We start from the raw sequence: 12950 nt of genomic DNA on the forward strand, positions 1-12950 counted from the left end.
GCCTGGCATCACCAATATATGACTGCCGTCATGAAAACGCCATGACCGGCGGGCCGGTGCGGCGCCCGGGTCCGGCGTTCGGGCTCGGCGTCCGGGACGGCCGGGCGCCGGCCGCGCGCCGACTGCATGGCGCCCGAGCGGCGCCGGGCGGCGCTTGGCGGGTAAGGACATGTCGGCGGCTTGGGTCCGGACGCGGCCCGGGTTCCGTGTAAGGTTCACGCGGCGACAAGCTGTAGCAGCAGTGCTCGGCACGTACGGTCGGAGGAGGGGTACGGCTTGGCCTGGGGCGACCTGGATTCCGCCCTGGCCGCGGCCCGCCGCGGCGAGGAGACCGGATTCGCAGAGCTTTGGCACGCCCTGCATCCGCCTTTGCTGCGCTACCTGCGTGCGGTGGTCGGCGACAACGCCGAGGACGTGGCGAGCGAGACCTGGCTGCAGGCGGCCAAGGACGTGCGCGGATATCGCGGCGACGCCGCCGGGTTCCGGGTGTGGCTGTTCCGCGTGGCGCGCCATCGCGCCCTGGACGAGCTGCGCAAGACCTCCCGCCGCAAAGAGGACAACGGCGACGTGGCCGCCATCGCCACCGACTGGCCGTCCGCCGACGACACCGAGCGCACCGCCGCCGAGCGGGAGGACACCGAGCGCGCGCTGCGGCTGATAGCCCGGCTGCCCAAGGACCAGGCCGAGGCCGTGCTGTTACGCGTGGTCGCCGGCCTCGACGTGGCCCAGACCGCCAAAGTCCTGGAGAAGCGCGACGGCGCGGTGCGGATAGCCGCGATGCGCGGGCTGAAACGGCTCGCGGTGATCCTCGCCGAACAGACCGACAGCGACTGGGAAGGCGCGGTGGACGGCCTGGCCGGGACGGCCGGCGCCTCCGAGGCCGCGGCCGAACGCCCACGGCAGCGTGGGGTGACAGGGGGAACGGAGGGGGCCGGAAACGCGGGACCGGGCCGGGCTGGCCGGGGTTCGCGGACCGTGAAAGGCGCGGAACATGGGTGAGAACGTAGGCGATCTGCACTATCCGCACGATTTGGGTGATCCATACGGTCCGGACGGGGCCGACCGCCTGACCGACGCCGCGGCCGAACGCCTGCTCAGCGGGCCGTGGGCGCTGAACGACGGCGGCCCTGGCTGCGCCGCCGGACCCTCCGCCGGAAACGGGGTCCAGGCCCCCAAGCCCACAGATTTGCCAGATCTTGGGATTTCTGCCGTCGCCGGGAGGCCCGCGCGGGTGGCACACTCGGCTGGCTGGGATGGAGCCGACGACCCGGGCGGGCGCGCCGGCCCCCGCGGCACGACCGGGTATCAGGGCGTTCAGAACGGGCCCGATCCGGCGTTCGCGAGCGGTGCGTGGCGGTCCGGCCACCCCGTCGGCTCAGCGGACAGCGGAGGCGAGATGACTGTGAGCAGCGTGGACTTCCCCGTGGACCTGGCGACGCCGGACGTGCAGGCGGTGCGGCGGCTGCTCGCCGCGGCGGCCGCCCCGGCGCGGCCGCACGAGCTGCGCGGCTACGACGCCGCCCGCCGGGCGTTCGAACGGGCCGGCACGACCCCGGTCCGGCGTGGCGCCGTGGTCCAGCTGAGCCGGCTGATCGGCGTGAAGGTGGCCGCCGTGGCCGGGGCCCTGACCGTGACCGGGGTGGCGGTCGCCGCCGAGGCCGACGTGCTGCCCTCGCCGATCCAGCGGGTCGCGCACCAGGTGCTCGGCGGAGTTGGCGTTCCGGAGCCCGAGCCCGAGGCCACCACGCCGACCTCCGCCGCCGGCGGCGCGTCGAGCTCCACGGCCCGTCCCTCCACGCCCCGCCCGACCGGCGCGGCGGCCCCGGCCGGCAGCACCGGCAAAGCGCTCCCGGCCCCGGGGAGGCCGACCGGGACCGGAGCCGGAGCGATTCCGGCGCCCGGCACCAGCACCTCGGCCGACACCGCCGTCGACGTCCTGGCGCTGTGCCGGGTCTTCGCCGCGCAGCAGGCCGGCACCGGCGGCCCGCTCACCGGCCACGACCGGCACGCCCTGGCGACGCTGGCCGGCGGCGAGGAGAAGATCGCGGAATTCTGCGCCACCGCGCTGGCGGCCGTCCCGCCGGAGCCCACGACGCCGGCCGCGGATCCGGCGCCGGACCCGAGCGGCAGCCAGCCGCCGAGCACCGCGCCGAGCCCGTCCAAGGACCACAAGCCGGCCGGCGCCACCCCCACCACGCCGGCCGACAGCACCTCCGGCGGGGCCGGCAACGGGCACGGCCACACCCCGAACCCGTCCCACACTCCGCATCTCGGCAGGCGCTGAGCTGCGGCGGTAACGTCAACGCGAGTCCGGACGCCTATTCCCGCAAGAGGGATCGCGGCATGCGAGCCCGGCCGTACCCATCCCTGCCGGCCGGTCCTCCGGTCCGGGCCCCGTCCTTTCACGGCGGGGCCCGGCCACAGCCCACGGCGAAGGACGACCAGGAACAGTGCAGACTCCGACCGGGCGGCAGCGGCCGACGCACCCGATACCGCGCCCTCGTCCGCACGGTCCGGCCGATCTGGAGATCCTCGCCGACGATCTGGACTATCTCGCCGACATGCATCGGTCGCAGGGGCCGAGGGTGGGTGGTCAGGCGGGGTTCGGAACCGGGGCCGGGTTCGAGCGCGGGTTCACGGCCGGGGCCGAGCGCGACTGGTCCGACTGGTCCGAGGACGCGAACGAGGCCGCCGACGCCGACGTCGCTGCGCCGGCCGGGCCGATCTTCGTGGACGCCTCCGGGCGGCGGCGTAAGATCGCGCGGCGGGCGTCGCTGGCCGCGATGGCTGTCGTCGCCGGGTACGCCGGGCTGCTTGTTGTGAGCTTCGCCGGCGGACCGATACCGCCGAACGCACTGCTGCCGGTGCCGGGGGTGCCGTCGCAGAAGGCTCCGACGCCGGCTTCGACGTCGGCTGTCGCGAACGGGGCCGACGGGGTGCGGACGTCCGGGAAGCCGGGCGCCGCCGACCATTCCGCCGGACGGCCGACCGGTGCGACGGAGCGCCGTCCGGAAACGCACGCCTCCACGCCGGGGAAGGCGGGGCAGACCTCGGCGTCGGCGCCGCAACCCACGTCGAGCGGCTCCGCGGCGCCGCCTCAGCCGACTCCTACGTCGGCGCCGGTGAGCACCGCCGCCTCGTCGCCGACGAGCGCGCACGGCAATCCGACGCCGCCGGGGCACCAGCACAAGTCGTCGTCGGCGCCGACCGGCTGAGGCCTTACGCGGCCCGGCATCGGGTTCCCGCCCTGACCGCGAATTCTTACTCTGACAAACCTTTGTTCTGACGAACGCACCGTCCCCCACCGGCCCCGACAGCCCCCACCGAGATGCCGATCCCACCTCCTCGTAGCAACTCACACCGCGGACGCCCTGATGGCGAGCGGCCCGATTCCCGTCGCCGGGGCGGGACCGGGCGGGACCGATCCGATCGGGACCGGCTCGATCGTGACCGCCCCGACCGGGACCGGCTCGATCAGGGCCGATCCGACCAGGACCGACCCGACCAGGGCCGCCTCGATCAGGACCGATCCGACCGGGACCGGCGACCTGACCAGGACCGGCTCGACCGCGATCGCCCGGACCGAGCTCATTCCGTACCCCAGCGTCCGCGCCCCGACGGCGACCCCGCGCCGAGGGTCCGGCCCGGCGAGATCGCGCCCACGCCGCCGAGCCCCGGGCGTCCGCCGCGTGGTCCGAGCCGGCCGCCGCGTCGGCCGCCGGTGCGGCATCGGCCGGTCAAGGCCCGTACTCCGCGCAGTCACTGGGTCCTGATGGGCGCCATGACTCTGGCGCTGGCCTCGATGCTGCTGCTCGGCGGCATCCTGGACCACCAGGTCGGCGGGGAGGGCACCGGCGGTCCGCACCGGCCGTTGGGCGCCGTGGGCGTGCCGCCGGAGATGGCGGCGGGCGGGCCGGTCGTCGACACCCGCTCCGGCAGTCAGCGTTCGCTGTCCGCGCAGCCCGGCAAGGTGGCGCTCACCTTCGACGATGGCCCCGATCCGCGCTGGACCCCGGAGGTGCTCGCGGTCCTGGCCAGGCACCACGTGCCGGCCACGTTCTTCCTGATCGGCGCGCACGTGGCGCAGTACCCGGGGCTGGTGCACGACGAGGTGCGGGCCGGGGACGAGGTCGGCGTCCACACCTTTACCCACGCCGACCTCGCCACCGAGCCGGCCTGGCGCCGGGACCTGGAGTTCTCCCAGACCCAGTCGGCGATCGCCGGGGCCGCCGGGGTGTCGACCCCGCTGCTGCGGCCGCCGTATTCCTCCGAGCCCGACGCGCTGGACCGGCTGGACTGGGCCGCCCTGCAGGACGCCGGCAAGCACGGCTACCTGGTGGTGCTCACCGATCGGGACAGCGAGGATTGGCGGCGCGACGGCGTCCAGAAGATCGTCGACAACGCGGTCGCGCCGGTGGTGGAGTCGAGCGCGGCAGCCGCTGCTCCGCCGACCGCGGCGGCTGGCACTGCGCCAAGTGCGAAGCCAGGTACTGCGCCAAGCGCGAAAGCAGGCACCTCGCTAAGCGCGGCGGCAGGCACCCTGCCGACTGCCGCGGCCGACACGGTTCCAAGCCCCGCGGCCGGCACCCCGCCGCCCGGCTTCGTCCTGATGCTGCACGACGGTGGCGGCGACCGGTCCCAGACCGTCGCGGCGCTGGACCGGCTCATCCCGGCGTTGCAGGCCCGCGGCTACACGTTCGCGACCGTCAGCGCCGCCGTCGGCGCTCCCTCGCCGATGGTGCCGGCCGGGACTGGCGCGCGCTGGAAGGGCGAGGCGCTGATCGGTGCGGTGGAGGTGTCGGGGTTCGTCGTGCACTGGCTCGGCTGGGCGGTGCTTGCCGCCGGGGTCGTGGCTGGCGCCCGGATCCTGATCCTGCTCGTCGCGGCGCGCCGTCATAAGAAGCGGCGGGCCGCGCCGTGGGGACCGCCGGTGCGGCGCCCGGTGTCGGTCATCGTGCCCGCCTACAACGAGGAGGCCGGGATCCGGGCGACTGTGGAGTCGCTGTCCGCCAGCCGGCACCCGATCGAGATCATCGTGGTCGACGACGGCTCTACCGACCGCACCGCCGCCGTGGTGGAGGAGCTCATCGCCCGGCGGCGTCTGGGCCTGCCGCCGCTGCGGCTGATCCGCAAGCCCAACGGCGGCAAGCCGTCCGCGCTCAACGCCGGCGCGGCGGCGGCGCGCGGCGACCTGCTGGTGATGATGGACGGCGACACCGTCTTCGAGCCGGAGACCATCGCCTGGCTGGTGCAACCGTTCGCCGACCCCTCGGTGGGCGCCGTGTCCGGCAACGCCAAGGTCGGCAACCGTCAGGGCATCCTGGGGCGCTGGCAGCACATCGAGTACGTCGTCGGCTTCAACCTGGAGCGCCGGATGTACGACCTGGCGGGCTGCATGCCGACGGTGCCCGGCGCCGTGGGGGCGTTCCGGCGGGAGGCGCTGACCCGGGTCGGGGGCGTCAGCGACGACACCCTTGCCGAGGACACCGACCTCACCATGGCCGTGATCCGGGACGGCTGGCGCGCGGTCTACGAGGAGCGCGCCGTGGCCTGGACCGAGGCCCCGACCTCGCTGCGGCAGTTCTGGCGGCAGCGCTACCGCTGGTGCTACGGCACGTTGCAGGCCATGTGGAAGCACCGGAGCAGCGTGCTGCGCGGCGGTGCCGAGGGCAGGCTCGGCCGGCGCGGCCTGACCTACATGTTCTTGTTCCAGGTGCTGATGCCGTTGCTGGCGCCGGTGGTCGACGTGCTGGCCGTCTACGGCCTCGTGTTCGACAACGCGGCGCGGGTCGGGGCGGTGTGGCTGGCGTTCCTGGCGGTGCAGGCCCTGATGGCCTTCTACGCCTTCCGGCTGGACGGCGAGCGCGCGACGGCCCTATGGACGCTGCCGCTGCAACAGGTGGTGTACCGCCAGTTGATGTACCTAGTGGTAATCCACTCACTCGTCACAGCGGTCGTCGGGACCCGTTTGCGGTGGCAGCGGATGCAGCGCTACGGCAGTCTGGGCACTCCCGCCGCAGGTCAGCAGCATGTTTAGGAATTATTGCGCGGGGGTGTAACGCCAGCGAAGGCTGTGACGCCTATATGTCGGCGAGAAGGTGGCATCTCGTACAGCGTTCGGCTCCGGAACCCGTCGCCCATTCCCGGCGGGAACCGGAGCCGAATGCTTATCCGGGGTTATTTGATGCCTATTCAGTACCTATGCGGAGAACGTGGGCTCAGGGTCCGCTAGGCGCTCGCTCGGTGCTGCTCGGTGCTGCTCGGTACCACTGCCGCTCAGTGCCCGTTGGTGTCAGCCATCATCGACTGGAACATCTCGCGATCGGCCGCCAGCCACACCGTCAGCGCCTCCAGCTTCCTGAGTCGGCTCGCGACGTCGTCGAGCTGGGCCCGGGCCACGCGCCAGCGGCTCGCCCGCCACAAGACCCCGGCGACTGAGCGGGCTAGCAAGAGCGTGGGTATGGCGTCGATCTCGGCGATCTCCAGCGGGCGGGCCGAGGCGTAGCCCCGCGCCAGGGCCGAGGTGTGTGCCAGCCAGTCGGGCCGCTCCCAGGCGCCCGAGTTGAACAGGGCGGCGAGGAAGTCCTGGACCCGGAAGCCCGACCCGGCGAATTCGAAGTCGAGGATCCCTATGATCTCGCCTGTTCTAGGGTCGGCCAGCACGCTGTCCGCGGCCAGGGCGCCGTGGATGACCTGCACCGGAAGCTCGGCGAGCAGGCTCGGCCAATCGCGGGCGACGCGCCGGGCCGCCGTCTCCAGCACCGTCGTACGCTCCGCGCCGATCCCCGACCCGCGCAGCTCGGCACACAGCGCGGCGACGGCCGGAGCGCCGGGCACGCGCAGCGGGTCGCCCCGCCAGTCCCGCACCGTCTCTTGGAGCGGAACCCGGGCCAGCGCGCCGTCCAAGAGTCCGACTGCCCGGCCGAAGCGCCCGAGCGCCGGCTCGTCCGCGAGGTCGGGGCGCGTGCCGGGAAGCCACGGACTCAGACTCGCGGGTCCGGCCGGGGACTTGACCACCGTCTCCCCGTCCAGGGCCGGCATCGGTTCCGGGACTCGGAACGGAAGGCCTGCTTGCCGTACCCGCCGCAGTACCGCGTGCTCGGCCTGGACCTCGGCCGGCGACAGGGACTGGCTCACTCTCAGCACCAGGCGCTCGGTCCCGCGGCCGACGAGAAAGGTCTGGTTGTTCGTCCCCTGATCGATGCCACTGATGACCGTCTCGCCCTCCAGCCCCCAGGAAGACAACAGTTCGGCCACGATTTCCGGCTCCACGCTCACCTGGCCACTCTTCCCGCCCCGCTCCGGAAAGTCCATTGCGTCCACCCGGGCCGTTGCGGGACCTTGGTCGCACAATGAATGAGAAGGATATGGTCCGCTTGTCGAAGCGGATGTCGAACTGGCTCCGCCACAACCCCGAGGCGATCGGTCTCACCATGGACGAGGCCGGGTGGGTCCTCGTCGACGACCTGCTGTCCCAGGCCGCGGCCCACGGCCGCACGTTCACCCGTGAGCAGCTCGACCACGTCGTGGCCGAGAACAACAAGCGCCGATTCGAGTTCGACGACACCGGCACCCTGATCCGCGCCCGCCAGGGCCACTCGGTCCCGGTGGAGCTCGGCTACGAACCGGCCGAGCCGCCCGAGGTGCTGTACCACGGCACCGGCCACGGGTCCGTCGCCGAGATCTGGCGCAGCGGTCTGCTGCCGATGGCGCGGCACGCCGTGCACCTGTCGCCGGACACGGAGACGGCGGTGAAGGTCGGCGGTCGGCATGGACGGCCGGCGGTGCTGGCGGTGGCCGCCGCGCGGATGCACGCGGACGGGCACGTGTTTTATGTCACCGGGAACGGGGTGTGGCTGGTCGATGCCGTGCCGCCGACCTATTTGAGTACTGTGTCGGGGGTCGGCTGAAATCGGCTGAGACCCACTATGGGATCCCGCCTGGGGCTTTTATATTCAGTTATTGACTGGTGGTTATCTTTCGATACTGACTTGCCCGCCCCCGGCGCCTCAGCCACGATCGTCAAATGCTCCTGACGATTACCGCGACGCCGCCGGCCGACGCCGACTGGCCGGCCAGCGACCTGGGGTACCTGCTCCACAAGAACCCGGAGCGGGTCCAGGTCTTCGACGTGACCTATGGCAGGGCTCACGTCTTCTATCCGGTGGCCGACCAGCACCAATGCACCGCCGCGCTCCTGCTGGAGGTGGACCCGGTCGCTTTGGTCCGCGGCAAGGGCCGCAACACGCCGGACTTCGCGCTGTCGCAGTACGTCAACGACCGCCCCTACGCCGCCTCCTCGCTCCTGGCCTCCGCCCTCGGCCGCGTCTTCCGCACCGCTCTGCGCGGGCGCTGCGACCAGCGTCCGGAACTGGCCGCCACGCCGCTTCCGCTACGCATCGAGGTGCCGACGCTGATCTGCCGGGAGCCCGAGCTCGCCGCCGAGCTGTTCGAGCCGCTGGGATGGACCGTCGCCGCGGAGCAGGTTCTGCTGGACCCGGCCTTCCCCGACTGGGGCGCCTCCCGCTACACGAGCCTGACCCTCACCGGCACCCTCCGCCTGACCGACGCGCTGTCGCACCTGTTCGTCCTGCTGGCCGCCCTCGACGGGTCGAAGCACTACTGGGTCGCCGACGACGAGGTCGACAAGCTGGTCCGCGTCAGCGGCGGCTGGCTCGGCACGCACCCGATGCGCGGCATGATCGCCCGCCGCTACCTCGCCCGCCGCCAGCCGCTCGTCCGCGAGGCCTTGGCCCGCCTGGCGGAGGTCGACGACGTCGAGCCGGAGGCTTTGGACAACGCGGTCGGGTTCGAGTTCGAGGAGGAGAGCGACGACGCGCAGGTGCCGCAGACCCAGGCCGCGCCCGATGACGCGCGCACGCCGCAGGCCACGCTTGACGATGCGCACACGCACACGCCGCAGGCCACCCTCGACGCCGCGCACGCGCCGCAGTCTCAGACGGCTCCCGACGCCGCGCACACGGCGCAGGCCACGCCCGACGCCGCGCGCACGCCGCAGGCCACGCACACGCCGCAGACCGCGCCCGACGCCGCGCACACGCCGCAGTCTCAGGCCGCGCCCGATGGCACGCACACGCCGCAGGCCCAGACCACGCTCGGCGACGTACACACACCCCACCCACCCAGGGGGCTCGACCACCCAGAAGGAGAAGGCGCGCCCGGAATCGTTGCTCCAGCGTCGGCCGCCGAGTCGATCACGGTCAATGAATCCGACCCGAAGTTGCGCCAGGCGAGTGAACGCAAGCAGAGCCTGGCCGCCGCGCGTCGTCTGGCCGTTGTCGCCGCGCTCCACGAGGTTGAGGCGGCCCGTGTGCTGGACCTGGGCTGTGGCGAGGGTGCGCTGCTGCGTGACCTGCTCAAGGAGCGTGCCTTCACCGAGGTTGTCGGCATCGATGTCTCGGCCCGCGCGTTGCAGATGGCTGCGCGCAAGCTGCGTGTCGATCGGCTTCCCGAGCGGGTCCAGGCGCGTCTGACTCTGCGTCAGGGCGCCCTCACCTACACCGACGCGCGCCTGGCCGGCTACGACGCCGCCGTGCTGATGGAGGTCATCGAGCACGTCGACCCCCATCGCCTCTCCGCCCTGGAGCACGCCGTCTTCCGCGCCGCGCACCCCCGGGCGGTCGTTGTCACGACCCCGAATGCCGAGTTCAACGTCCGCTACGAAAGCCTCGAAGCCGGGCGCTTCCGCCACAGCGACCACCGCTTCGAGTGGACGCGTGCTGAGTTCCGGGCCTGGGCCGAGCGCGTTGCCGCCGCCCATGGCTACGACGTCCGCTTCAAGCCGGTCGGCGAGGAGGATCCGGAGCTGGGGCCGTCGACGCAGCTGGCGCTGTTCACTGTCGGCAAGGGCGCCGCCGAGCGCACAACCGCGCCCGCGCCCGAATCCGCGCCCGCTGCCACCGCCCCCGAACCCACCGCACCTACAAAGGAGGCCGACGATGTCTGACCTTCCCGTCCCGGAACTCTCCCTCGTCGTCCTCGTCGGTACCAGCGGCTCCGGCAAGTCGACCTTCGCTCGCAAGCACTTCCGCCCCACCGCCGTCGTCTCGTCCGACGCCTGCCGCGGCATCGTCGCCGACGACGAGAACGACCAGGCCGCCACCCCCGACGCCTTCGCCCTCCTGCACCACATCGTCGGCATCCGCCTGCGCCGCGGCCTGCTGACCGTCGTCGACGCCACCAACGTCCAGGCCAAGGCCCGGGAGGCCCTGGTCAAGCTGGCGCGCGAGTACGACGTGCTGCCGGTCGCGATCGTCCTGGACGTCCCCGAGCGGACCTGCGTCGACCGCAACGCCGCCCGGCCCGACCGCGCGGACCTCCCCGCGCACGTCGTCTCCCGCCAGCGTCGCGAGCTGCGCAGCGGCCTGCGCAACCTCTCCCGCGAGGGCTTCCGCAAGGTGCACGTGCTGCGCGGCGTCGAAGAGGTCGACGAAGCCGTCATCACCTACGAGAAGGCCTACAACGACAAGCGCGAGCTCACCGGCCCCTTCGACGTCATCGGCGACGTTCACGGCTGCCGCTCCGAGCTGGAGTCGCTGCTCGCCGCTCTCGGCTACACCATGCTCCGCGACGACCGCGGACGCCCCGTCGACGCCGTCCACCCCGACGGCCGCACCGTCGTCTTCGTCGGCGACCTCGTCGACCGCGGTCCGGACACTCCCGGCGTGCTGCGCCTGGCGATGGGCATGGTCGAGGCCGGGCACGCGCTGTGCGTCACCGGCAACCACGAGAACAAACTGGTCCGGGCCCTGGATGGCCGCAAGGTCAAGGTCGCCCACGGCCTGGCCGAGTCGCTGGCGCAGCTCGATGCCGAGGATGAGGACTTCCGCAAGCGTGTCCGCGCCTTCTGCGACGGTCTGATCAGCCACTACGTCCTGGACGACGGCAAGCTCGTGGTCGCGCACGCCGGTCTGAAGGAGGAGTACCACGGCCGTGCCTCCGGCCGCGTCCGCTCGTTCGCGATGTACGGCGAGACCACCGGCGAGACCGACGAGTTCGGCCTGCCCGTGCGCTACCCCTGGGCCAACGACTACCGCGGCAAGGCGACCGTGCTGTACGGCCACACCCCGGTCCTGGACCTGGAGTGGGTCAACAACACCCTGTGTCTGGACACCGGCGCGGTGTTCGGCGGCCGGCTCAGCGCCCTGCGGTACCCCGAGCGCGAGCCGGTCTCGGTGCCGGCCGAGCAGGTCTGGTACGAGCCGGTGCGCCCCCTGGAGGCCACCACCTTCGCCTCCGCCTCCGGCGTGGTGCGCCGCGACCCCGGCGTGCTGGACCTGGACGACGTCCTGGGCCGGCGCGTCGTCGAGGCCCGCCACCTGGGCCGGGTCACCGTCCAGGAGGAGAACGCCGCCGCCGCGCTCGAAGTGATGAGCCGCTTCGCGGTGGACCCGCGCTGGCTGGTGTACCTGCCGCCGACGATGGCCCCGTGCGCGACCTCGACGCTGCCCGGCTTCCTGGAGCACCCGGCCGAGGCGTTCCAGGCCTACCGCGAGGAGGGCGTCAGGGAACTGCTGTGCGAGGAGAAGCACATGGGCTCGCGCGCCGTGGTCGTCCTCGCCCGCGACCCGGACGCCGCCCGGAGCCGCTTCGGCGTCGACGACGGCAGCACCGGCGCCGTGTACACCCGCACCGGACGCCCCTTCTTCGACCGCCCGGAGCAGATCGAGGCGATTCTGGCCCGGGTCCGCGCCGCCGCCGACACCGCCGACCTGTGGTCGGCGCTGGACACCGACTGGCTGCTGCTGGACTGCGAGCTGCTGCCCTGGTCCGCCAAGGCGATGGGGCTGCTGCGGGACCAGTACGCCGCCGTTGGCGCCGCGGCGCGCACCGCGCTGGCCGCCGCCACGTCGGTGCTGACCGCCGCAGTGGCGCGCGGGCTCGACGTCGGCGACCTCGCCGCGCGCCAGGAACGCCGCCTGGCCGACGCCGATGCCTTCACCGCCGCCTACGGCCGCTACTGCTGGCCGGTGGACGGTCTGGACGGCCTTCGCCTGGCGCCGTTCCAGGTGCTGGCGTCGCAGGGGGCGAACCACGCCGTCGGCAAGGGCAACGCCTGGCACATCGAGCTGGCCGACCGCCTGGTCGCCGCCGATCCGGAGTTCTTCACCCGGACCGAGCGCCGCGTCGTCGACCTCGACGACGAGGCGTCGGTAGCCGAGGCGACGGACTGGTGGCTGGCGCTGACCGGGGCCGGCGGCGAGGGCATGGTGGTCAAGCCGCTGCACGGCTTCACTCCTGGCAGCCGCGGCCCGGTGCAGCCCGGGGTGAAGTGCCGGGGACCGGAGTATCTGCGGATCATCTACGGCCCCGCATACCTGGAGCCGGAGAACCTGGAGCGGCTGCGGAAGCGCGGCCTGGGGCGCAAGCGCTCGCTGGCCAGCCGTGAGTACGCGCTCGGGCTCGAATCGCTGGAGCGGTTCGTCGCCGGGGAGCCGCTGTGGCGGGTCCACGAGGCGGTGTTCGCCGTGCTGGCGCTGGAGTCCGAGCCGGTGGACCCGCGGCTTTAGTTAGTTAGTGAGGGCGGTCGAGTGCTCGGTCTGGTCGAGCGCTCGGCCGGAACGAGCGCTGGGCCTGGTTCGAGCGCCGGGGCCGGACGGGCGCTGCGCCAGAACGAGCGGCGCTGCGTCGGAACCGGCGGCGCTGCGTCGGAACGAGCGGCGCTGCGTCAGAACCGCCAGCGCTGTGCTCGAACCGGCAGCGCTGCGTCCGAACCGGCAGCGCTGCGCCAGACCAGAACCGCCTGGCCGGGTCGGACGTCTCGCCGACCCGGCCAGGAATCAGCGGTCCTATGCCTCGAAAAACCCGGTGCCTCGATCGCTGCTCACGCTCTACCGTCGGTGGAGTCCGATTCCGGACCGCGGATCCTGATCCCAGATGTCTGATCCCTGATCTCTGATCTCTGATCCCAGCCCCCTGATCCCAGCCGC

9 protein-coding genes are annotated in these 12950 nt (G+C 72.8%); 7 read left to right on the forward strand and 2 right to left on the reverse strand.

The window, feature by feature from the left end:
• Nucleotides 1-276: 276 nt before the first annotated feature.
• From ABD481_RS35300 to ABD481_RS35310, 3 genes are all read left to right on the forward strand, one after another.
• The gene (locus ABD481_RS35300) at nucleotides 277-999 is read left to right on the forward strand and encodes an RNA polymerase sigma factor (protein ID WP_344670189.1); all 723 of its coding nucleotides are present in this window, start codon (nucleotides 277-279) and stop codon (nucleotides 997-999) included.
• Nucleotides 992-2284 carry a hypothetical protein gene (locus ABD481_RS35305; RefSeq protein ID WP_344670190.1) on the forward strand — a complete coding sequence of 431 codons (1293 nt, stop codon included), beginning with the start codon at nucleotides 992-994 and terminating at the stop codon, nucleotides 2282-2284. Before ABD481_RS35300 ends, ABD481_RS35305 begins: the two co-directional genes overlap by 8 nt.
• Nucleotides 2285-2450: 166 nt before the next feature.
• Entirely contained in the window at nucleotides 2451-3215 is a 765-nt protein-coding gene (locus ABD481_RS35310) for a hypothetical protein (protein WP_344670191.1), read from the forward strand.
• Nucleotides 3216-3355: 140 nt separating this feature from the next.
• Here the strand turns inward: ABD481_RS35310 and ABD481_RS35315 are convergent, their stop codons facing one another.
• The gene (locus ABD481_RS35315) at nucleotides 3356-3592 is read right to left on the reverse strand and encodes a hypothetical protein (protein ID WP_344670192.1); all 237 of its coding nucleotides are present in this window, start codon (nucleotides 3590-3592) and stop codon (nucleotides 3356-3358) included.
• 180 nt (nucleotides 3593-3772) lie between these two features.
• On the opposite strand from ABD481_RS35315, the gene ABD481_RS35320 reads away from it, so the two are divergent.
• Complete coding sequence (locus tag ABD481_RS35320) at nucleotides 3773-6037, forward strand: bifunctional polysaccharide deacetylase/glycosyltransferase family 2 protein (protein WP_344670193.1); 2265 nt, start codon at nucleotides 3773-3775, stop codon at nucleotides 6035-6037.
• Between the two features lie 239 nt (nucleotides 6038-6276).
• Here ABD481_RS35320 and ABD481_RS35325 read toward each other — a convergent pair whose 3' ends face one another.
• On the reverse strand, nucleotides 6277-7278 hold the full coding sequence (locus ABD481_RS35325) for a phosphotransferase enzyme family protein (protein WP_344670194.1): 1002 nt from the start codon (nucleotides 7276-7278) through the stop codon (nucleotides 6277-6279).
• A gap of 74 nt (nucleotides 7279-7352) precedes the next feature.
• Here ABD481_RS35325 and ABD481_RS35330 point away from each other — a divergent pair, with 74 nt between their 5' ends.
• From ABD481_RS35330 to ABD481_RS35340, 3 genes are all read left to right on the forward strand, one after another.
• On the forward strand, nucleotides 7353-7910 hold the full coding sequence (locus tag ABD481_RS35330; protein WP_344670195.1) for an RNA 2'-phosphotransferase: 558 nt from the start codon (nucleotides 7353-7355) through the stop codon (nucleotides 7908-7910).
• 116 nt (nucleotides 7911-8026) lie between these two features.
• Nucleotides 8027-9967, forward strand: coding sequence for a 3' terminal RNA ribose 2'-O-methyltransferase Hen1 (locus tag ABD481_RS35335; protein WP_344670196.1), 1941 nt, complete (start codon nucleotides 8027-8029; stop codon nucleotides 9965-9967).
• The gene (locus ABD481_RS35340; RefSeq protein WP_344670197.1) at nucleotides 9960-12530 is read left to right on the forward strand and encodes a polynucleotide kinase-phosphatase; all 2571 of its coding nucleotides are present in this window, start codon (nucleotides 9960-9962) and stop codon (nucleotides 12528-12530) included. Before ABD481_RS35335 ends, ABD481_RS35340 begins: the two co-directional genes overlap by 8 nt.
• Nucleotides 12531-12950: the final 420 nt, after the last annotated feature.

The organism is Catenulispora yoronensis, assembly GCF_039531695.1.
Taxonomy (GTDB): domain Bacteria; phylum Actinomycetota; class Actinomycetes; order Streptomycetales; family Catenulisporaceae; genus Catenulispora; species Catenulispora yoronensis.